Source organism: Aeromicrobium sp. IC_218 (assembly GCF_004336805.1).
Lineage (GTDB): Bacteria > Actinomycetota > Actinomycetes > Propionibacteriales > Nocardioidaceae > Aeromicrobium.
This window is the reverse complement of the sequence record NZ_SJXM01000021.1, coordinates 1-20,626: the sequence shown is the minus strand read 5'-3', so window position 1 is coordinate 20,626 and position 20,626 is coordinate 1. Positions and strand designations below refer to the sequence as shown.

19 protein-coding genes are annotated in these 20,626 nt (G+C 74.0%); 10 read left to right on the top strand and 9 right to left on the bottom strand.

Translation table 11 applies throughout. The annotated features are described in order from the left end of the window. The first annotated feature begins 41 nt into the window (after positions 1 to 41). Positions 42 to 2,765 (top strand): preprotein translocase subunit SecA, encoded by a 2,724-nt coding sequence (gene secA / locus E0W78_RS16080; RefSeq protein WP_207392797.1) that lies wholly within the window; start codon positions 42 to 44, stop codon positions 2,763 to 2,765. Between the two features lie 63 nt (positions 2,766 to 2,828). On the opposite strand, the gene E0W78_RS16075 is transcribed toward secA, so the two are convergent. Together E0W78_RS16075 and E0W78_RS16070 are read right to left on the bottom strand one after the other, a co-directional pair. Next, a complete protein-coding gene (locus E0W78_RS16075) occupies positions 2,829 to 3,302 on the bottom strand; it encodes an Rv3235 family protein (protein ID WP_131404948.1) in 474 nt (157 codons plus the stop codon). Next, positions 3,299 to 3,910 carry a LysM domain-containing protein gene (locus tag E0W78_RS16070; RefSeq protein WP_131404947.1) on the bottom strand — a complete coding sequence of 204 codons (612 nt, stop codon included), beginning with the start codon at positions 3,908 to 3,910 and terminating at the stop codon, positions 3,299 to 3,301. The genes E0W78_RS16075 and E0W78_RS16070 overlap by 4 nt, the downstream gene beginning before the upstream one ends. Positions 3,911 to 4,038: 128 nt before the next feature. Here E0W78_RS16070 and E0W78_RS16065 point away from each other — a divergent pair, with 128 nt between their 5' ends. Further along, the gene (locus E0W78_RS16065) at positions 4,039 to 4,542 is read left to right on the top strand and encodes a hypothetical protein (RefSeq protein WP_131404946.1); all 504 of its coding nucleotides are present in this window, start codon (positions 4,039 to 4,041) and stop codon (positions 4,540 to 4,542) included. Between the two features lie 9 nt (positions 4,543 to 4,551). Here E0W78_RS16065 and E0W78_RS16060 read toward each other — a convergent pair whose 3' ends face one another. Next, entirely contained in the window at positions 4,552 to 4,791 is a 240-nt protein-coding gene (locus tag E0W78_RS16060; protein ID WP_131404945.1) for a helix-turn-helix domain-containing protein, read from the bottom strand. 134 nt (positions 4,792 to 4,925) lie between these two features. On the opposite strand from E0W78_RS16060, the gene E0W78_RS16055 reads away from it, so the two are divergent. Genes E0W78_RS16055 through E0W78_RS16665 form a run of 4 tightly spaced genes read left to right on the top strand, consistent with a single transcriptional unit; the run spans position 4,926 to position 8,463 of the window. Next, complete coding sequence (locus E0W78_RS16055) at positions 4,926 to 5,579, top strand: flagellar biosynthesis protein FlgA (RefSeq protein WP_131404944.1); 654 nt, start codon at positions 4,926 to 4,928, stop codon at positions 5,577 to 5,579. After that, the gene (locus E0W78_RS16050; protein WP_131404943.1) at positions 5,579 to 6,724 is read left to right on the top strand and encodes a hypothetical protein; all 1,146 of its coding nucleotides are present in this window, start codon (positions 5,579 to 5,581) and stop codon (positions 6,722 to 6,724) included. The genes E0W78_RS16055 and E0W78_RS16050 overlap by 1 nt, the downstream gene beginning before the upstream one ends. A 46-nt stretch (positions 6,725 to 6,770) precedes the next feature. Then, positions 6,771 to 8,156, top strand: a complete 1,386-nt coding sequence (locus E0W78_RS16045) for a wax ester/triacylglycerol synthase family O-acyltransferase (protein ID WP_131404962.1) — start codon at positions 6,771 to 6,773, stop codon at positions 8,154 to 8,156. Positions 8,157 to 8,163: 7 nt separating this feature from the next. Next, positions 8,164 to 8,463 (top strand): hypothetical protein, encoded by a 300-nt coding sequence (locus E0W78_RS16665; protein ID WP_165570549.1) that lies wholly within the window; start codon positions 8,164 to 8,166, stop codon positions 8,461 to 8,463. A gap of 22 nt (positions 8,464 to 8,485) precedes the next feature. On the opposite strand, the gene E0W78_RS16035 is transcribed toward E0W78_RS16665, so the two are convergent. From E0W78_RS16035 to E0W78_RS16015, 5 genes are read right to left on the bottom strand one after another with little or no spacing between them, the layout of a single operon-like run. Beyond that, positions 8,486 to 8,971: a DUF2505 domain-containing protein gene (locus E0W78_RS16035; RefSeq protein ID WP_165570548.1), complete on the bottom strand. Its 486-nt coding sequence runs from the start codon at positions 8,969 to 8,971 to the stop codon at positions 8,486 to 8,488. Further along, positions 8,958 to 10,238, bottom strand: a complete 1,281-nt coding sequence (locus E0W78_RS16030; RefSeq protein ID WP_131404941.1) for a bifunctional glycosyltransferase family 2/GtrA family protein — start codon at positions 10,236 to 10,238, stop codon at positions 8,958 to 8,960. The genes E0W78_RS16035 and E0W78_RS16030 overlap by 14 nt, the downstream gene beginning before the upstream one ends. After that, positions 10,235 to 12,349, bottom strand: a complete 2,115-nt coding sequence (locus E0W78_RS16025; RefSeq protein WP_131404940.1) for a glycosyltransferase family 39 protein — start codon at positions 12,347 to 12,349, stop codon at positions 10,235 to 10,237. Before E0W78_RS16025 ends, E0W78_RS16030 begins: the two co-directional genes overlap by 4 nt. A 51-nt stretch (positions 12,350 to 12,400) precedes the next feature. Next, positions 12,401 to 13,822 (bottom strand): HAMP domain-containing sensor histidine kinase, encoded by a 1,422-nt coding sequence (locus E0W78_RS16020; protein WP_131404939.1) that lies wholly within the window; start codon positions 13,820 to 13,822, stop codon positions 12,401 to 12,403. A 1-nt stretch (position 13,823) separates the two neighbouring features. Further along, on the bottom strand, positions 13,824 to 14,546 hold the full coding sequence (locus E0W78_RS16015; protein WP_242686389.1) for a response regulator transcription factor: 723 nt from the start codon (positions 14,544 to 14,546) through the stop codon (positions 13,824 to 13,826). A 127-nt stretch (positions 14,547 to 14,673) separates the two neighbouring features. Between E0W78_RS16015 and E0W78_RS16010 the strand changes: the two genes are divergently transcribed. Both E0W78_RS16010 and E0W78_RS16005 read left to right on the top strand, forming a co-directional pair. Continuing rightward, the gene (locus E0W78_RS16010) at positions 14,674 to 15,072 is read left to right on the top strand and encodes a hypothetical protein (RefSeq protein ID WP_131404937.1); all 399 of its coding nucleotides are present in this window, start codon (positions 14,674 to 14,676) and stop codon (positions 15,070 to 15,072) included. 74 nt (positions 15,073 to 15,146) lie between these two features. Beyond that, entirely contained in the window at positions 15,147 to 16,946 is a 1,800-nt protein-coding gene (locus E0W78_RS16005) for a DEAD/DEAH box helicase (protein WP_131404936.1), read from the top strand. Positions 16,947 to 16,949: 3 nt separating this feature from the next. Here E0W78_RS16005 and E0W78_RS16000 read toward each other — a convergent pair whose 3' ends face one another. After that, the gene (locus E0W78_RS16000) at positions 16,950 to 17,942 is read right to left on the bottom strand and encodes a DUF2804 domain-containing protein (RefSeq protein ID WP_131404935.1); all 993 of its coding nucleotides are present in this window, start codon (positions 17,940 to 17,942) and stop codon (positions 16,950 to 16,952) included. Between the two features lie 127 nt (positions 17,943 to 18,069). Here E0W78_RS16000 and E0W78_RS15995 point away from each other — a divergent pair, with 127 nt between their 5' ends. Both E0W78_RS15995 and E0W78_RS15990 read left to right on the top strand, forming a co-directional pair. Next, positions 18,070 to 19,902 carry an EAL domain-containing protein gene (locus E0W78_RS15995; RefSeq protein WP_131404934.1) on the top strand — a complete coding sequence of 611 codons (1,833 nt, stop codon included), beginning with the start codon at positions 18,070 to 18,072 and terminating at the stop codon, positions 19,900 to 19,902. A 63-nt stretch (positions 19,903 to 19,965) separates the two neighbouring features. Beyond that, on the top strand, positions 19,966 to 20,388 hold the full coding sequence (locus tag E0W78_RS15990) for a hypothetical protein (RefSeq protein ID WP_131404933.1): 423 nt from the start codon (positions 19,966 to 19,968) through the stop codon (positions 20,386 to 20,388). Positions 20,389 to 20,626: the final 238 nt, after the last annotated feature.

The window sequence follows — 20,626 nt, the reverse complement described above, 5'->3', positions numbered from 1 at the left end:
AGCCCTTCCTCTCCCAGGAGTACGTCCCCGTGCCCAAGATCATCGACAAGATCCTTCGTGCCGGCGAGGGCAAGATCCTCCGCCAGCTGCAGGGCATCTCCCGCCAGGTGGAGGCCCTCGGCGACGAGTTCGCCGGCCTGAGCGACGACGAGCTGCGCGGCATGACCGCGGAGTTCCGCGAGCGCCTGGCCGAGGGCGAGTCCCTCGACGACCTGATGCCGGAGGCCTTCGCCGTGGTCCGCGAGGCGGCCACCCGCGTGCTCGGGCAGCGTCACTACCCGGTGCAGATCCAGGGCGGGGCGGCCCTGCACCTGGGCAACATCGCCGAGATGAAGACCGGTGAGGGCAAGACGCTCGTCTCGACGCTCCCGGTGTACCTCAACGCGCTGGCCGGCAAGGGCGTCCACGTCGTCACGGTCAACGACTACCTGGCCAAGTACCACGCCGAGTGGATGGGCCGCGTGCACCAGTTCCTCGGCCTCACCGTCGGCATCATCGAGCCGTCGATGCGCCCGGCCGACCGCCGCGAGGCGTACGCGTGCGACATCACGTACGCCACCAACAACGAGCTCGGCTTCGACTACCTGCGCGACAATATGGCCGACGACCTGGCCGAGTGCGTCCAGCGCGGCCACTTCTTCGCCGTCGTCGACGAGGTCGACTCGATCCTCATCGACGAGGCCCGCACCCCGCTGATCATCTCCGGGCCCACCGAGGACGAGGTGGAGTGGTACGGCGTCTTCGCCAAGATCGTGGCGGGCATGCAGAAGGACGTCCACTACGAGGTGGACGAGAAGAAGCGCACCGTCGCGGTCACCGAGGCCGGCATCGACGAGGTCGAGAAGCAGCTCAACATCGACAACCTCTACGACTCGGTCAACACCCCGCTGATCAGCTTCCTGAACAACGCGGTCAAGGCCAAGGAGCTGTTCCACAACGACAAGGAGTACGTGGTCGTCGACGACAACGTACTCATCGTCGACGAGCACACCGGACGCATCCTGGACGGCCGCCGCTACAACGAGGGCCTGCACCAGGCCATCGAGGCCAAGGAGGGCGTGCGCATCCGCGAGGAGTACCAGACCCTCGCCACCGTCACGCTGCAGAACTACTTCCGCCTGTACGAGAAGCTCTCGGGCATGACCGGCACGGCGATGACCGAGGCCAGCGAGTTCGACAAGATCTACAAGCTCGGCGTCGTCCCGATCCCGACCAACAAGCCGGTCGCGCGCGTCGACCAGCCCGACCTGGTCTACCGCACCGAGGACGCCAAGTTCGCCGCCGTCGTCGAGGACATCGCCGAGCGGCACGCGAAGGGCCAGCCGATCCTGGTCGGCACCACGAGCGTCGAGAAGTCCGAGCGGCTGTCCAAGCTGCTGCGCAAGCGCGGCGTCCCGCACGCGGTGCTCAACGCCAAGCAGCACGAGCGCGAGGCCGCGATCGTCGCGCTCGCCGGCCACAAGGGCGCCGTCACGGTCGCCACCAACATGGCCGGCCGCGGCACCGACATCATGCTCGGCGGCAGCGTCGAGTTCCTCGCCGACCAGCAGCTGCGCAAGCAGGGCCTGGACCCGCTCGAGGACGCCGACGCGTGGCGCGAGGCCTGGCCCGCGGCGCTCGAGCAGGCCGACCGCCAGGTGAAGTCCGAGCGCGACGAGGTGCGCGAGCTGGGCGGCCTGGCCGTCATCGGCACCGAGCGTCACGAGTCGCGCCGCATCGACAACCAGCTGCGCGGTCGTTCGGGCCGTCAGGGCGACCCGGGCGAGACCCGGTTCTACCTGTCGCTCGAGGACGACCTCATGCGGCTGTTCAAGTCCGACTGGGTCAACTGGGTCCTGCAGACCATGAAGATCCCCGACGACGTGCCGATCGAGAACAAGCGCGTCACCGGCGCGATCGCGTCCGCGCAGTCGCAGGTCGAGGCGCAGAACTTCGAGTCGCGCAAGAACATCCTCAAGTACGACGACGTCATGAGCCGTCAGCGCGAGGTCGTCTACGCCGAGCGCCGCAAGGTGCTCGAGGGCGAGGACCTGCGCGACTGGGTCCGCGACATGGTCGGCAACGTCGTGGCCGGCTACGTGCGCGGCGTGACGTCCGACGGCTACGCCGAGGACTGGGACCTGGAGCAGCTCTGGACGGCTCTCGGCACCCTGTACCCGGTGACCGTCGACGCCGACGCGCTGGTCGATGAGGTCGGCGGCAAGAACAAGCTGACCCGCGACAAGCTGACCGAGGTGCTCACCGCCGACGCGCTGGCCGCGTACGAGCGTCGCGAGGAGGAGCTGGGCGAGCGCATCATGCGCGAGCTGGAGCGCCGCGTCGTGCTGAGCGTCCTGGACCGCAAGTGGCGCGAGCACCTGTACGAGATGGACTACCTGCGCGAGGGCATCGGCCTGCGGGCGTACAGCCAGCGCGACCCGCTGGTCGAGTACCAGCGCGAGGGCTTCGACCTGTTCAACGCGATGATGGAGGGCATCTCCGAGGAGTCGGTGGGCTTCATCTTCAACGTCGAGGTGCAGATCGAGGAGGTCGGCCCGGCGGCCGACGCCGACGAGGCGCCGCAGCTCAGCGCGAAGGGCCTGCAGTCGAACGTCCCGCAGCAGCTGTCGTACACCGGCCCGGACGAGCAGGGCGAGGCCGAGCTGGTGGCCGAGGAGGCCGAGGCCGAGCCGGGTGACGCCGACAAGCGTCGCGAGGCCAACGCCAAGAACCGCGCCCGTCAGAAGGCCAAGGCGCAGCGTCAGTCGCGCAAGAAGAACCGCTGACGCAGTCCCGTCACGACCGGCCGGTGCCCCTCGGGGTGCCGGCCGGTCGTGCGTCCGGCACGATCACGCCCAGCTGAGCGCGGTGCACCGCCACTGGCGCACCCCGCGCCGGTCGGTGTGGTGCTCCAGCCGGACGGCGACGGCCCGCGAGCGCTGGGCGTGGACCATGCGGGCGGCCACCTCGAGCACGCCGGGCTCGACCACCGCGGTGTGCACCGACGCCAGGCGGGCCCGGGTGGCGGGACCGCGCCCGGCGCCGAGCGCGAGGCGGCGCTGCAGGCCGTCGTAGACGTCCGGCGCCATCCACGACGCGACCTGGCGCAGCGGCCGGCCGCCGGACAGCACCTCCACGAGCGCCTGGGTGAACCGGATGGCCTGCTGGGCGGTGCCGGCCGGGGTGGCGGACGACCGCGGCGGCTCGACGGTCGCGGCCGGGACGCCCCGCAGAGGAAGCGGGTACTGACCGGGTGCGGGAGCGTCGCTCTGTGTGTGCGGGAAGGGCGTCGTGCGGACGACGAGCGAGGTGGCGGTTCTCATGGCGTGTCCTTCGTCGGTGGCCGCAGGCGCTGGCCGGGATGGATGAGGTCGGGGTCGTCGCCCAGGACGGCCCGGTTCGCGGCGTGCCAGTGCCGGACGGACCGAGCGACGTCGTCGCTGCCGGCGTGGGCCGGCAGGTGGTCGGCGGCGATCGCCCACAGGGACTCGCCCCCGCGGACGACGTGGGACGCCGGCGGTGTCGGCGCCGGTGCGGAGGCCGCGCGGACGACCGGTCGCTCGGCCAGGACCGGGCCTCCGGTCGGACGCTCGGGGTAGGGCAGCCCGTCCAGGCTGGTGGCGCCCGCGGCGGCCGGGACGACGAGTCCGGCGCCGACCGCGCCGCCGACCAGCACGTGCCGCACCAGCCGGGGTGCCACGTGGCGCAGGACTCGCGCCGCCCACGCGGCGCGCCCCGCGAGCAGGGCGAGCGCACCGGTGAGCCCCGCCCACGCGCACAGGGCGAGCAGGACGAGGGCGGCCAGCGACTCGAGGGCGGCGGCGAAGTCGGGCCCGGTCACGACGGCCAGGTCGTGCGGCGCACGAGCGGCCAGCCACGCGGTGGCCGCCGCGGCGAGTCCCGTTCCCACGGCCGTGCTGCTGCGACGCATGATCGCCCCCGATCGTCACGTTTGATGTCGTTTGACACCGTCTGACTCCATGGGACGCGCGTCCGGGGTCCACCGTCAACCAGCTCGGCGTGGACCTGGGGACGGACGGACGGCGGTACGGTGCGGCCATGCGCTGGGACCGTCTCTTCGCCGAGATCGAGCAGCAGGCCGCCGACGAGGACCTGCTCGAGCGCGACGCGCTCGTCGCGGACCTCACCGAGGAGGAGGACGCCGAGACGTCCTGGAGCGACCTCGTCGGGGTCCGGACGCGGCTGCGGGTCCGGGGCGCCGGGGTCGTCGAGGGTGAGGTGCTGGGCGTGCGTCCCGCCCTGGTGCACGTGCGCGCGGCCGGCGCCGACGTGCTCGTGGCCAGCAGCGCGGTGCTGGGCGTCGCCCCGCCCGGACCGCGCCGGCCGCCGGCGGCGCAGGTCGTCCAGCGGCTGGGCTGGCCGGCCGCGTGGCGGCTGCTGCGCGACGAGCAGGTCGACGTCGTCGTCGTGCTGGTGGACGGGTCCCGCGTCGCCGGACGTGTCGCACGCGTGGGACGCGACCACGTCGAGGTCGTGGGGGAGTCGGGTGGGGCCGAGCTGCTGGTCTACGCCGCGCTGGCCACGGTCACGACCCGGGACTGAGCCGCGGGATCAGCCGTGGTCGACGTGCGCGTCGGCCTCGGCGTCGAGGTGCTGCTCGGTGCGCGCGTACTGGCGCTGGATGTAGTCCTCCAGCTCGCTGCTCTCGATGCGCCACTGGCCCCGGCCGCCGATCTGGATGCCCCGCAGGTCGCCGGAGCGGACCAGGGCGTACACCTGGCGCACCGTGACGTTCAGGACCTCCGCGACGTCGGCCAGCGTCAGGAAGCGCGGAGTGGCGGCGGACGACATGCGGAAAGCATGTCACGCACCAGGTGTCAGGTCGGACGGGGCGCCGAACAGCCTGTGGACAACCCGGGATGCTCTGGACGGGTGCCCCGCCGGCACGGTCGAATGGCCTCACCAGACGACCTGCGGGGGGTTCGATGACGACGAGGAAGAGCGCGGACCAGGCGCCGGTACGACCGGCGCGGCGGCTGCCCGGACGGACCTGGCGCGACCCACGCCTGCTCGTGGCGCTCGTGCTCGTGCTCGGCGCGACCGTCGGCGGGGCCCGGCTCGTGGCCAGCCAGGACGACACCGTCGCGTACTGGGCCCTCTCGGACGACGTCCGTGCGGCGGGTCCGGTGAGCGCGGACCAGCTCGAGCCGGTCCGCGCGCGGCTCGACGACGACAGCGCCCGGCGCTACCTCACCGCCGACGAGCCGCCCGCGCTCGAGGGTCGGGTGTGGGCGCGCGACGTCCCGGCGGGATCCCTGCTCGACGCGACGGCCCTGACCACGGCCGCGACGTCCGAGGGGCACGAGCTGCCGCTCAAGGTCGAGGAGGGTTCGTACCCCGCCGACCTGTCCGCCGGCGACCGCGTCGACGTCTGGGCCGGTCCGGCGCCGGGCCAGGGCGTCACCGAGCCGGCCGACCGCGTCCTGTCCGACGCGCGCGTCGTCTCGGCGGGCCGGGCCGACCCGTCCCTGGGCCAGACCGCCCGCACCGTCGTCGTCGCGGTGGCGTCGGACGCCCTGCAGTCCCAGGTCGTCGCCGCGGTCTCCGCGCGACACGTGACCCTCGTCCGGGTGCGCTGATGGACGTCCTCGTCGCGGCGGCCGGGGCCGCCTGGGAGCCGGACGTCCTGCGCACGGTCGAGACCGACCCCGCCCTGCTGCTCCTGCGCCGCTGCGTCGACGTGGCCGACCTGCTCGTGGCGTCCGACGGACGTCCGGGGGCGGTCGCGCTGGTCGACCAGGACCTGCCCGGCCTCGACGCGGACGTCGTGTGGCGCCTGCAGCAGGACGGGGTGCACGTGGTCGCGGTCGAGGCGGAGCCCGAGCGGGTGGCGCCGCTCGGCGTCGTCCGGGTCGTCGCGCGGCACGAGGTGGCGCGGCTCGGCGACGACCTGCTCGAACCGCCGCCCGGGCGTCCCGCCGCCGACGGCTGCATCGTCGCCGTGTGGGGCCCGGTCGGCGCGCCGGGACGCAGCACGGTCGCGCTCGGCCTGGCCGCGGAGCTCGCGGCGGCCGGCACGAGCACCGCGGTCGTGGACGCCGACCCGTTCGGCGGCACCCTGGCCCAGTCGCTGGGCGTCCTGGACGAGGTCAGCGGCCTGCTGGCCGCCGCCCGGGCGAGCAACGCGGGCGAGCCCGACGCGGTCGCCCGTCACGCCGTGACGGTGGCCGACCGGCTGGTGCTGCTGACCGGCCTGCCCCGAGCCGACATGTGGCCGCACGTGCGAGCGGGCGCCTTCGAGCTCGTCCTCGCGCAGTGCCGCGCTCTCGCGGAGGTGACCGTCGTCGACGCGGGCTTCTGCCTGGAGGACGGCGGCAGCTTCGACCGGGGCGGGCCACGACGGCACCAGCTGACCCGGCTCTCGCTGGAGGCGGCCGACGAGGTCGTCGTGGTCGCGGCGGCCGACCCGGTGGGTCTGTCCCGGCTGGTCCGCGCCGTCGCGGAGCTGGCCGAGACGGTGCCGGGCGCGCGGCTGCGGCTCGTCGTCAACGGCGCCCGGCCGTCGCTGGGCTGGTCGCCGGACGAGGTGGCCCGGACGCTCGAGCGGCTCACCGGCCTGGTGCCCGACCACGTCCTGCCGTACGACCGCGCCGCCCTCGACACGGCGCTCATGCACGGGGCGACCCTGCGCGAGCGGGCGTCCGGGTCGCCGCTCACCGCCGCGCTCGGGACGCTCGCCCGCGACGTGCGCCGGACGCTGCTCGACCAGCCGGTGGGTGCCTGACCGCGGTGGTAGCGTCCGAGGCCGAAGGAGGTGGCCGGTGCGCCGCATGACCCCGCTGGACGCGTCCCTGCTGGCGCGTGACACCGCCACCCAGCCGCGCCAGGTCGCCTCGCTCGCCGTGCTCGAGCAGGGCGACGTCCCGCTCGACCACGAGCGGCTGGTCCGGCTGATCTCCGAGCGCATCGACCTCGTGCCGCGCTACCGCCAGGTCGCCCGTCCGGTCCCGCTGCTCGGCACGCCGGTCTGGGTCGACGACCAGCACTTCGACCTCAGCCTGCACGTGCGCCGATCGGCCCTGCCCAGCCCCGGCGGGCCCGAGGCGCTGCTCGACCTGGTGGGCCGCCTGGTCGCCCGCCGGCTCGACCCCGCGCGTCCGCTCTGGGAGCTGTACCTCGTCGAGGGCATGACCGACGGACGCGTCGCGCTGCTGTTCAAGGCGCACCAGGCGCTCGTCGACGGGTCGGAGACGATCGACCTCGCCCAGGTGCTGCTCGAGGAGACGCCGCACGAGCGCGACCTCCCCGACGACACGTGGTCGCCCCACCCCGCGCCGACGTCCGCCCAGCTGCTCGCCCGCACCGTGCGGCGCAACGTCACCCACCCGGCCGAGGGCCTCGGCGTCGCGGAGTTCCAGCTGCGCAAGGTGCTCGGTCGCACGCCCGCGGTCGTGCCCAAGCAGCCGCCGGTCGGGCACGCGCTGACCGCCTCGCTCGGCCAGAGCCGCCGCTTCGCCACCGTCTCGGCCGCGCTCGACGACCACCGCCTGGTCCGCGACGCGCACGGCGGCACGGTCAACGACGTCGTGCTGGCCGCGATCGCCGGCGGGCTGCGCGGCTGGATGCTCACCCGTGGCGAGGCGCTCAGCTCGGGCACCCGCGTCCGCGCGCTCGTGCCGATGTCGGTCGACGCCGAGGACGGCCTGCCCACGACGTTCGGCACCAAGGTGCGCGGCCACCTTCTGTCGCTGCCGGTGGGGGAGGCCAACCCGGTCGTCCGGTTGCACCAGGTCTCGTACGCGCTCAAGGGCCACCGCGAGACCGGCTCCGCGGTCGCGGCCAACCGGCTCGCCGGCCTGCCGGGGTTCGCGACGTCCACGTTCCACGCGGTCGGCGCCCGGGTCGGTGAGGCGGAGTCCGGCCGCGGCTACCAGCTGCTGGTCACCAACGTCCCCGGTCCGCAGGACCCGGTCTACATGGCCGGGCAGCGGCTCAGCGAGGTCTACCCGGCCCTGCCGCTGACCGGCAGCCGCGCGCTGGCCATCGGCGTCACGTCGTACGCCGGGCGGGTGTTCTACGGTCTGGTGGGCGACCGCGACGCGATGCGCGACCTGGACGTCCTGGCCCAGTGCGTCGACGAGGCGCTGGTGGAGCTGGTCGAGGGCGTCGGCAGCCGGAGCAGGGCTCCGCGCGGACGTCAGCGGCCCCGACGATGAGGACCCGATGAGGATCTACGCAGGCGTGACCCGTGACGAGCTCGAGGCGCTGCACACGCAGGGCACGGCGCTGGCCGGCGAGCGGTTCGTGGCCGCCACCGACGACGAGGAGGACGAGGCCGCCGCCCTCGAGGCCGCGGCCGAGGCGGGCGACGCCGCGGTCGTCGCCGAGCTCGACGACGAGGACGCCCCGATCGCGCTGGACGACGTCGACTCCATCCACGTCGACGCCGACGGCACCGGCGACCTGGCCTGGTACGCGCGCCAGGAGCTCGGTGCCGTCCTCGAGGCCCTCACCCGGTCCTAGCCCGCCGAGCCGGGGTGAGCCGCTAGAGCTTGGTGAGCCCCAGCTGCACCTCGTGGCGCAGCGAGGCGACGACGGCCTTGTGCACCTCGGGCTCGATCTTCTTGCCGATGAACGGGATCGCGACCTTGACGTCGCCGTCCACCTCGAACGCGGTGCCGGTGCCGTTCGGCAGCAGCGTCGCGACGCCCTTCATCGTGGCCGGCTGGCCCTTGATCTCGACCTTCACGTCCGCCGTGCGGGTGCCGTCGGCCGCCGGGCCGCCCCAGACCTCGGTCTGGTGGACGGTCACCGTGCTCCCGGTGATCTTCTTGACGAAGTCGGGCAGCTCGGCCGGCATCGTGCGGACGATCGAGACCTCGTGGCCCTCGCCGCGCGGGGTGACGGTGACGTCGTGCTCGGTGGCGCCGTCGGCCTCGGCGGACTCGGTGCGGAACGCGGGGTCGGTGATCAGGGCGTAGACCTGGTCGGGCGTGGCGCCCTCGTACGCGAACGACTCAGTCAGCTTCATGCGCTCGATCATGCTGCATGCCCCGGTCCTCGTCCACGCGGCCGTCGACGACCCCGGTCCGACCCCGGCGGAAGATCCACGTGCGCATCGCCACGAAGCGCAGCACCGTCACGCACAGGTTCGCCAACGTCAGCACCACGACCTCGGCGAGCGGATGGTCGCTCCCCGAGACGCGGTGCAGCAGCCACAGCGACGCGCTCGTGAGGACGAGCCCGCAGCCCAGGACGAGCAGGCCCTGCGCCTGGTGCGTCACCGCCCGGCCCCGCCCGCGGACGCCGAACGTCAGCCGGCGGTTCGCGGCCGTGTTGGCGACCGCCGTGAGCACCAGCGCGAGCGCGTTCGCGGCCTGCGCCGGCACCGCGTGCCGCAGCAGGACGTACAGCAGCGCGTACGCCAGCGTGGACGCGACGCCGATCGCGGCGAAGACCGCGACCTGGGCCCGCAGCCGTCCCTCACCGCCCTCGCGGTAGACCCGGCCGAGTCGCGCCTGCACCTCGGCGAGCGGCAGGCGTCCGCGCACCAGCGCCCCACCGAGCCGGGCCATGCCGCGCAGGTCCTGCAGCGCGGTGCGGACGACGTCGACCGAGCTGTCCGGGTCGTCGACCCAGTCGACCGGCACCTCGTGGATGCGCAGCCCGGCCCGCTCGGCGAGCACGAGCAGCTCGGTGTCGAAGAACCACTCGTCGTCCTCGACCAGCGGCAGCAGCTCGGCGGCGACGTCGCGCCGGATGGCCTTGAACCCGCACTGCGCGTCGCGGAACCGGGCGCGCAAGGTGCCGCGCAGCAGCACGTTGTAGCAGCGCGAGATCACCTCGCGGCGCGGTCCGCGCACCGTGCGGGACGCCGGGCTCAGCCGGGACCCGATCGCCACGTCCGAGTGGCCGCTGATGAGCGGTGCCACCAGGGGCAGCAGCGCGTTGAGGTCCGTCGACAGGTCCACGTCCATGTAGACGAGCACCTCGGCGTCCGAGCGCGACCACACCTGCTTGAGCGCGCGGCCGCGACCCTTCTGCGCGAGCCGCACCATGCGGACGTCGTCGTGCGCCTGGGCCAGCTGGTGGCCGAGCAGCTCGGTGGCGTCGGTGCTCGCGTTGTCGGCGATCGTCACGCGAGCGGCGTACGGCAGCGTGGCCAGGTGGGCGCGGACGGTCTCGACCGCCCCCACCAGCGCGTCCTGCTCGTTGAACACCGGGATGACGACGTCCAGGACGGGCCGGGCGAGGCCGGGCTCGACGAGCGTGCGCTCGGCGGTCTGTCCGGCGGTCACTGGACGCCCTCCGAGAGGTCGTACAGCGTCACGCCGTCGACGGTCCGGGCGTCGAACGTCTCCTCGACCCAGCTCGAGATCTGCTCGCTGGTGCCGCTGCCGCCGGCGCGCATGCCACCGCCACCGCCGCCGCCGATGAACCAGTGGATCTCGCCGTCCGCGACGAGCTGCTGGAACTCGGCCAGGGTCGGGCTCGGGTCGGTGCCGTTGAAGCCGCCGATCGGCATGACCGGCTCCTGCGTCGCGAGCTGGTAGCCCGCGGCGCTGTTCGACCCGATGGCCGCGGCCACCCAGGTGTAGCTGTCGGCGTCCTGGGCCAGCAGCTCGGTCAGCGCGTCGGTCGGCTCGCTGCCGTTGAGCAGGCCGCCGGTGCGACCGGTGCCGCCGCCCGGGCTGGTGCCCGTGCCGGCGCCAGGCTGGGTGCCGTTGCCCGTGCCCGGCTGCGTGCCGGCGGTGCCGCCCGGGGGCGTCCCGCCCGGCATGGTGCCGTTCGCGCCGCCGGGCATCCCACCGGGCATCCCGCCCGGCCCGCCGCCGCGTCCGCCGAACCCGCCGCCGGTGCCGCCGGACGGTCCGGCCGAGGGGATCGAGCCCGAGTGCGGCGTGGCCGCGGTCTCCAGGGCGTACGCCGAGGGGCCGGCCAGCACCGCGATCACCGCGGCGACCGCGACCGCCGCCGCCGCACGCGCGGGGAGCAGACGGTGCAGCAGCAGGAGCGCGGCCGCCACGAGGCCGACCACCACCACGACCCAGCGCAGCCACGGCGCGAAGTCGGGCGTGCGGCCGAGCAGCGTGAACGCGTACGCGCTGGAGAACGCGACGGTGACGGTGGCGGCGAACGTGGTGCCGAGGGACGCGCGGTGCGTCCACAGGACCCAGGCGCCGGTGCCCACGAGCGCGGCGACGGCCGGGGAGAGCGCGACCGTGTAGTAGGCGTGGAAGATGCCGGCCATGAGGCTGAAGGTCAGGGCCGTGACGACGAGCCACAGCCCCCACACCACGAGCGAGGCGGTGACCGGGCTGGTCCGCCCGGCGCGCAGCCCGCTCCGGCGCAGGGTCAGCCACAGCGCGGCGACCAGCAGGATCCCGGCGGCCGGCAGCAGCCACGCGACCTGGCCGGCCACCTCGCTGCCGAACATCCGCAGCAGGCCGGTCTCGCCCCAGCCTCCGCCGCCTCCGCCGCCGACCGAGCCGGTCTCCTCGCCGGTCAGGCGGCCGAAGCCGTTGTAGCCGAAGGTGAGCTCGAGGAACGAGTTCGTCTGCGAGCCGCCGACCCACGGACGGCTGGACGCCGGCCACAGCTCGACGACGGCGACCCACCAGCCCCCGGCGACGAGCATCGCGCCGAACGCCGCGAGCAGGTGCACCAGCCGGCGTCCGAGCGGCACCGCGGCGCAGAGCGCGTAGGTGAGCGCGAGGGCGGGCAGCACCAGGAACGCCTGCAGGGTCTTGGTGAGGAAGGCCAGCCCCACGAGCGCGCCGCCCAGCACGAGCCAGCGGACGGCCCGCTCGGGACGCTCGAGGGCGCGCAGCGTGGCGTAGACGGCACCGGTCATGAGCAGCACCAGCAGGGCGTCCGGGTTGTTGAACCGGAACATCAGCACGGCGACCGGGGTGGTGGCCATGACGACGCCGGCGAGCAGGCCCGCGGCCGGGCTGCCGGTCGCGCGCCGCACGGTGGCGTGCAGCAGGGCGACGGTGGCGACCCCCATGAGCGCCTGCGGGAGCAGGATGCTCCACGACGACAGGCCGAGGATCCGTACCGACAGCGCCATCGGCCACAGCGCCAGCGGCGGCTTGTCGACGGTGATCGAGCCGGCGGCGTCCGAGGCGCCGAAGAAGAACGCCTTCCACGAGTCCGACCCGGCCTGGACGGCCGCGGAGTAGAAGGAGTTCGCCCAGCCGGACGCGCCCAGGCCCCAGACGTACAGGAGCAGCGTGGCCGTCAGCAGCCCCAGCAGGGCCGGGCGGGCCCACACCGGGTCCTGCGGGCGTCCGCGCCAGAGGCGGCGGGCGTGCGCGACGGCGCGGTCGCGGGCCGTCGGCGCGGCCGGCGGACGTGGGGGAGCGTCGGGCTCCGAGGGGCGGGGGTCGAGGATGCTCTGCTGCATGTCACCACCGTCGTCAGCGGCGCTGGCGCGGCGGTGTGGTGTGACTGTGGCCTACCTGTGAAGGGGGAGCGTCACCGTGAACGTGGTGTCGCCGGGGACGCTGTGCAGCGACGCCGACCCGCCGTGCGACTCGGCGATCGCGCGCACCAGCGACATCCCCAGCCCGGCGCCGCCGGACGCACGGGTGCGCGAGGAGTCGCCGCGGCTGAACCGCTCGAAGATGGTGCGCTGCAGCGGGGCGGGCACGCCGGGACCGTCGTCGTGGACGGTGATCACCGCGTGGTCGTCCTCGGCCCGCAGCCCGGCGGTGACGGTCGTCCCCGGCGGGGTGTGCCGCGTGGCGTTGCCGAGCAGGTTCGTCACCACCTGGTGCAGGCGCTGCTCGTCGCCGAGCGTGCCGACCGGCTCGTCGGGCAGGTCCAGGCGCCAGGTGCGCTCGGCGTCCACCACCCGCGCGTCGTCGAGCGCCTCCATGACCAGCAGGGTCAGGTCGACCGGCTCGCGCTCCAGCGGCCGGCCCGCGTCGAGCCGCGCCAGGAGCAGCATGTCCTCGACGAGGCCGGACATCCGGGACGCCTCCGACTCGACCTTGCGCATCGCCTGGTCGAGCTCGGCGGCGTCGTCGGGCGTGCGGCGCGAGAGCTCGGCGTAGCCGGCGATGGTGGCCAGCGGGGTGCGCAGCTCGTGCGAGGCGTCGGCCAGGAAGCGGCGCAGCTGCTGCTCGGACGCGTGCCGGGCGTCCAGGGACGTCGCGACGTGGTCGAGCAGGTGGTTGAGCGAGTCGCCGACGGCGCCGACCTCGGTCGCGGGATCGGTGAGCCGCGCGGGCAGGCGGACGTCCATGTCGACCTTGCCCGAGGACAGCGGCAGCTCGGTCACCTCGTGGGCGGCCTGGGCCACCTCGCGCAGCGGACGCAGCTGGTGGCGGACGATCGCGCGTCCGGCCACGCCCGCGGCGACCGTGGCGGCGAGCCCGAGCAGCACCTCCCACCACAGCAGGCTGGCGATGGTCTCGTCGACGTCGCGGGTCGGCAGCGCCACCACGGTGGTGAGCCCGTCCTCGGTCACCGCGACGGCGCGGTACGAGCCGTACTTGGGCAGGTCGTGGTGGTGCGCCTCGCCGTCGGCCGGGGTGTCGGCGAGCTCGGACTGGACGCGCGAGGGCACCGCGAGCAGGTCGCCCTCGGTGTCGATGTAGGTGGCGATCGCGCGCTGGCCGTCGGTGATGAGGCTGAGCAGGCCGTCGGACTGGCCGGGCGGGGGACGCCGGTCGTCGTCGCCGAAGCCGTTGCGCAGCAGGTCGGCCCGGGCGCGGCCGACGGACTCGGTGAGCTGCTGGTCGAGCCGGTCGGTCAGGTACGAGCGCATCACCAGGGTGACGCTCGTCCCGACCAGCACGGCGACGAGCGCGGTGAGCGTGACGACCGCGACGACGAGCCGTCCGGTGAGCGAGGCGGGCAGCAGCCGGCGCACGTCAGTCCTGCTCGGCGGGCTTGAGGACGTACCCCGCGCCGCGGCGGGTGTGGATCATCGGGGCGCGTCCGGCGTCGATCTTCTTGCGCAGGTAGGAGATGTACAGCTCGACCACGTTGGCCTGGCCGCCGAAGTCGTAGTTCCACACGCGGTCGAGGATCTGCGCCTTGCTCAGCACCCGGCGCGGGTTGCGCATGAGGAAGCGCAGCAGCTCGAACTCGGTCGCGGTGAGGGCGACCGGGTCGCCGCCGCGAGTCACGTCGTGGCTGTCCTCGTCCAGCACGAGGTCGCCGACGGTGAGCACGTGGCCGGGACGGACGTCGGCCGCACCGGCGCGGCGCATGAGGCCGCGCAGCCGGGCGACGACCTCCTCGAGGCTGAACGGCTTGGTGACGTAGTCGTCGCCGCCCGCGGTCAGGCCGGCGACGCGGTCCTCCACGGCGTCCCGGGCGGTGAGGAACAGCACCGGGACGTCGGGCAGCTCGGTGCGCACCTTGCGCAGCACCTCCAGGCCGTCGAAGTCGGGCAGCATCCAGTCCAGGACGACGGCGTCCGGGCGCACCTCGCGGGCGGTCTGCACGGCCGCGCGGCCGGTGTGCGCGACGCTGACCTCCCAGCCCTCGTAGCGCAGCGCCATGCGCAGCAGCTCGGCGATGTTGACCTCGTCGTCGACGACGAGCACGCGCAGGGGGGATCCGTCGGGGCGCTGGAGAGTGGCTTCCACGAAGCCATCGTGGCACCGGGGGCTGGACGTCTCCTGGGAGAATCCTGTGAACATCCTGTGGCGTCGTCACAGCCTCCTGCGGCGTCACGCACAGGTCGGGCACAGCCGGGGCCCGCACCCTGGCGGCATGAGCCAGACATCCTCGTGGTCCCTGCGCACGGCCGCCGTCGCCGCGGCCTGCGCCCTGCTGCTCGGCGTCGGTGGCGCGGCCGCGCTCGCCGCGGCGAGCGGCGGCAGCTCGTCCGGCCCCGGCGGGCGTGGCGGCGGACCCGGCTTCCCCGGCGGGTCGACGACGCGTGGCTACGGCACGGGCCAGGACACCACCGGCACGCCGGACGGTCGCGGCCAGCGCGGCAGCCGCCCCGGCGGCTGGGGCCCGGCGCCCGGCGGCGACCCGTCCGGTGGCGGCCTGCCCTCGGGCCCCGGCGGCGGGGGACCCGGTGGCGCCCTGCCCGACGGCACGGACGTCCCCGACGGCACCGACGCCGGGGCCGGACCGGACGCCGCGCCGGGCACGCGCACCTGAGACGTCCGACACCCCCGGTCGTGACGGACGTCCACGATTCTTCGCAGCCCGCCCCCGGCGACTATCCTTGCCCGGTGAGCTCCGAGAACACTGACGCGCCCGAGACCGAGACCCCGCAGGCGACGTTCGCCGACCTGGGAGTCGCCGAGCCCGTGCTGCGGGCGCTCACCGACGTCGGCTACGAGACCCCGTCGCCGATCCAGGCGCGCACCATCCCGCCGCTGCTCGAGGGCCGCCACGTCGTCGGCCTGGCCCAGACCGGCACCGGCAAGACCGCCGCGTTCGCCGTGCCGGTGCTCTCGCAGCTCGACCCGAAGGCGACCAAGCCGCAGGCGCTCGTCCTCGCGCCGACCCGCGAGCTCGCCCTGCAGGTGTCGGAGGCGTTCGAGAAGTACGCCACCCACCTGCCCCAGGTGCGGGTGCTGCCGGTGTACGGCGGACAGGGCTACGGCGTGCAGCTGTCGGCGCTGCGCCGCGGCGTGCACGTGGTCGTCGGCACCCCCGGCCGCATCATCGACCACCTCGAGAAGGGCACGCTCGACCTGTCGGCGCTGCGCTTCCTGGTGCTCGACGAGGCCGACGAGATGCTCACGATGGGCTTCGCCGAGGACGTCGAGACGATCCTGGCCGACACCCCCGACGACAAGCAGGTCGCGCTGTTCAGCGCCACCATGCCGCCGGCGATCCGGCGCATGGCCGAGAAGTACCTCGACGACGCCGTCGAGGTGACGGTCAAGGGCAAGACGTCGACGTCCTCGACCATCACCCAGCGCTACCTCGAGGTGTCCTTCCCGCAGAAGCTCGACGCCATGACGCGCATCCTCGAGGTCGAGAACTTCGAGGCGATGATCGTCTTCGTCCGCACCAAGCAGGCCACCGAGCAGCTCGCCGAGCGTCTGCGCGCCCGCGGCTTCGCGGCCGCGGCCATCAACGGCGACGTGGCCCAGGCCCAGCGCGAGCGCACGGTCGGCCAGCTCAAGGACGGCAGCCTGGACATCCTCGTGGCCACCGACGTCGCCGCGCGCGGCCTGGACGTCGAGCGCATCAGCCACGTGGTCAACTACGACATCCCCACCGACACCGAGTCCTACGTCCACCGCATCGGCCGCACCGGCCGGGCGGGACGCAAGGGTGACGCGATCAGCTTCATCACGCCGCGCGAGCGCCGCCTGCTCGGCGCGATCGAGCGGGCCACCCGCCAGCCGATGACCAAGATGCCGCTGCCCAGCGTCGAGGACGTCAACGAGAGCCGGCTGAGCAACTTCGACGACCAGATCACCGCCGCCCTGGGCAGCGACCGGCTGCCGTTCTTCCGCGACGTCGTCAACCACTACGTGGCGAACCACGACGCCCCGGCCGAGGACGTCGCCGCCGCCCTGGCGCTGTCGCTGCAGGGCGAGGAGCCGCTGCTGCTCGAGCCCGACCCGGAGCCGCCGGCGCGCGAGCTGCGCGAGCGCCGCGAGCGTCGTGACGGCGACCGTCCCGGACGCGACGACCGTGGCCCGCGCCGCGACTCGTCGGGCCGCTACGCGCCGTACCGCATCAGCGTCGGCAAGCGGCACAAGGTGCTGCCGCGCCAGATCGTCGGTGCGCTGGCCAACGAGGGCGGCCTGTCGCGCGGCGACTTCGGCAAGATCGACATCCGCGTCGACCACTCGATCGTGGAGCTGCCGGCCGACCTGCCCAAGCACGTCCTGGACGCGCTGCGCGACACCCGCATCTCGGGCAAGCTCATCGAGCTGCAGGCCGACCGTGGTCCGCGCGGCGCCGGTGGCGGCGCGAAGGGCGGCTACAAGTCCGGCTACAAGGGCGGCTCGACGAAGGGCCGCGAGCGCGACGACGAGCGCCCGCGCAAGCCGCGCCACAAGGACTGACCGCTACCAGCGGTTGCGGGCCTCCTCGGCCCAGCCGACGAGGCCGGCCAGGTCCAGGGTCGTGCCGTCGTCGGCGGTCGCCGAGCCGCTCCACGTGCCGAACGCCTGGTGCGTGTGGCTGCCCAGCACACCGAGCTCGGTGCTGGCCGTCCGGACGTGGAAGGGCGTGAGCGTCGCGTCGACGCCGTCGCCCTCCACGCGCCAGGGACGCGACCAGTCGCGCCGGTCGTACGTCCAGACCAGGTCGTGGCCGATCTTGTGCACGACGCCGTCGACGAGCAGGGCGTTCTCGGTGGAGCCGGTGCCGTCGGTCCAGCGTCCGCCGAGCTGCACCGCGGTGCCGCCGGGGCCGCTGCCGGCACCCCAGTTCCAGGTGGCCTTGTAGGGCCACACGCCGCGGCCGTGGTCGAGCACCGCGTATGCGTCGGGCCCGAGGGTGCGCCGGACGCCGTCGAGCACGAGCGAGCCGCGGGCGGTGAGCGCCAGGTCCTTCAACGTGTACTGGAAGCGCGACGAGCTCCACGGCACCACGACGCTCATCGACTCCTGCGCCGGCGGGCGGTCCAGCACGAGGTCCAGGTCGATGGAGGGGGAGTGCGCGGTCAGCGTCGTCCGGTCGCGCTGCTGGTCGGCGACGACGCGGATCGGACCGCTGGTGACCGCGACCCGGCCCTCCGCGGCGTGGTCGTGCAGCCCGACGCCGCGGCCCAGCGGCACGGTCGCGTCCTCGCGCCACTCGCGTCCGCTCGCGCGCTCCAGGACGTACAGCCCGTGCACGGCGGCGTAGTCGAGCGCCGAGACCTGCACGCCGACGACGTACTTGTCCGAGACGACGCCCCAGTACTCCCAGCGCTTCGTGCGGCCCCAGCCGCGGCCGAGCCGGCGGCGCAGGTTCGTCCGGTGCAGCGGGCGTCGGGCCCAGCCGACGGCGTCCGGGTCGAGCGACCCGTCCTCGCGGCACAGGTCGACCGGTCCGGTGATCTCTCGCTCCGTCACGCGCCGAGGCTATCCCGGCGACGGGTCCGTCGCCGGGCCTCGAGGGGGACAGGGCGGGAGGCGGACGTCACGCCGCGATCGTGCCGAAACGCTCACTCGCGGTCGTCGCTGGCCGATACTGGTTCGAGTGAGCACCGACGACGCCGCATGGCTGGAGCCCCTGGCGGCGGCCGCCAGCCGCGACCTGGTCGAGATGAGCCGTCCCGCCGTGCGGGTGGCCGGCTCGCTGAGCTGCGTCGAGGTGGAGGAGGTCTTCGTCTCCGAGCCCGCCCTGACCAGCATCGTGGTGGACGGTGAGGACGGGCACCTCGGCCTCATCACCCGGACCCACCTGGTCGACGTCCTGAGCGGACGGCTGGGCTTCGGACGCGTCCTCAACCAGCGGCGCTCGATCGGCTCGGTCGCCGACTGGGGCCCGCTCGTCCTGGCCGCCGACACCGACCTGACCACCGCCGCCACGCGGATCCTCACCCACGCCGGCGAGCGCTGGCAGGACGTGGTCGTCCGCGCGGGCGACGAGCTGCGCATCGCGCCGTCCGCGGCCGTCATGCAGGCCCTGGCCGGCGCCTTCATGAACCGCGCCTCGCACGACGACCTCACCGGCCTGCCCAACCGGGCCCGCTTCCTGGAGCGGCTGGCCGAGATGTGCCGCGAGGCCGGCCAGCACCCCGACCGCGCCGTGGCGGTGCTGTTCGTCGACCTGGACGACTTCAAGCAGATCAACGACGGCCTCGGGCACGAGGCCGGCGACGACGCCCTCCGCGACGCCGCCCAGGCGCTCTCGGGCGAGGCCCAGCCCGGCGAGATGGTCGCCCGGCTCGGTGGCGACGAGTTCGCGGCCATCCTCGACCGTCCGTTCGCGGACGCCGACCAGTCCGTGGTGGAGGGTGCAGCCCAGGCCGCCGAGGGGTTCCGGCTCGCGCTGAGCGACGAGGCCGGCCTGCGCGCGTCCGTCGGGGCGGCGGTGGGACGGCGCGGGATTGCCGACGCCGAGGCCCTGCTCCGCGAGGCCGACCTGGCCATGTACGCGGCCAAGAACGTCGGGGGAGGACGCGTGGTCGTGTCCGACCCCGCGCGCGGCCACCTGACGCTCACCGAGGCCGGTGGCCTGCACCGCGACCCCGACCAGGAGATCCGCGAGGCCATCGAGCGCGCCATCGCCGAGGACGAGCTGACCCTCTTCTACCAGCCGATCGTCAGCCTGGACGACTTCGCGTTCGGCAGCGTCGAGGCGCTGCTGCGCTGGAACCACCCGGCCCGCGGCCTGCTGAGCCCGGCCCAGTTCCTGGCCGACGCCGGCCGTCTCGGCGTGGCCGACGAGGTCGACCTGTGGGTCGTCGACCGGGCGCTGGCCGACTTCGCGCGCTGGCGCGCGTCCGGCGTCGAGGGCGTCCCGCCCTGGCTGAACGTCAACCTGTCCCGGCACGTCCTGGAGCGGACCGACCTTCACGAGCGGGTCATGGACTCGCTGCACCGACACGGCGTCCCGTCGCGGTCGCTGCGCCTGGAGCTGGTCGAGGACACCGACCCCGAGCTCCTCGCGCGCGCGGCTCCGCAGCTCAACGCCCTGCGCGACGACGGCGTCCTGCTCACCTGGGACGACATGGGGGCCGGCTCCTCGTCGTTGAAGCAGGTGACCCAGATCGACGTCGACGGGCTGAAGATCGACCGTGCGTTCATCGCGGAGATCGAGACCAACCCGAGCGCCCACGCCGTGGTGCGGATGCTCATCCTGCTGGCCAACGCCATGGAGCTCCAGGTGACGGCCGAGGGGGTCGAGACGCCCGAGCAGCTGCGCACGATCGCCGGCCTCGGGGCGACGTACGCCCAGGGGTTCCTGCTGGCGCGTCCGACGCCGGCCGAGGACCTGCTCGACGTCGTCCGCGAGTGGCACAGCACCGGACGCGACCGGGCCCGGGGTCACGGCGAGGAGCCGACCGGCGAGCTCGCCGGCGTCTGACCGGCGCCGCCCGTCTGCCGGCGACGGTTCGATAGCGTCCAGCGTGTCCGTCCAGGAGGTCGCATGAGGTTCACCGAGCACGAGATGACCGTGGCCGTCGCGGCCGTCGCCCAGCAGGCGTTCGAGACCCTGCCCGGATTCATGCGCCGCAAGGTCGGTGCGTCCACGTGGGCCGAGCTACCCAAGATGGACCGCTACCGGCTGCTGTCCGCCTCGAGCAAGCTGCTCATCCCCGGACTCACCGCGCTCCCCGAACGTCCGACCGTGGGTGCGACACCGGAATTCAGCGCCGACGAGTACGCCGAGGCGGCCGAGACGGCCCTGCGCGAGCGCGTCGACCGCGCCGAGCCGGGGGCGTGGGACGCGACGTCCGACCGCAAGCGTCGCAAGCAGGTGGAGGCCGCGGCGGTCACCCTGCGTGCCGCGGTGGAGGCCATGCCCCACCGCCAGGACCCGGACGCCCTGATCGTCCCCGACCACCTCTAGGACGCGGTCGGAGGCCGGGATTCCAGCCTTCTCGGGCGGCGTCCACGGGCGTCGTGCGGACCACACGACCCCCGATTTGGTGTTGCGGGATCGGGGTGTGTATGGTTCTTCTTGTTGCGCCGCACGGCGGGGCGGAAGGCCTGGAAGGGTCGGCTGTCCGGTGGGCGTAGCGGCTGTCTCAACCGAAACGGCTGATCCCGAACCTTTGGTGTGTTCTGGGCAGGTCGCCGAAAACGCG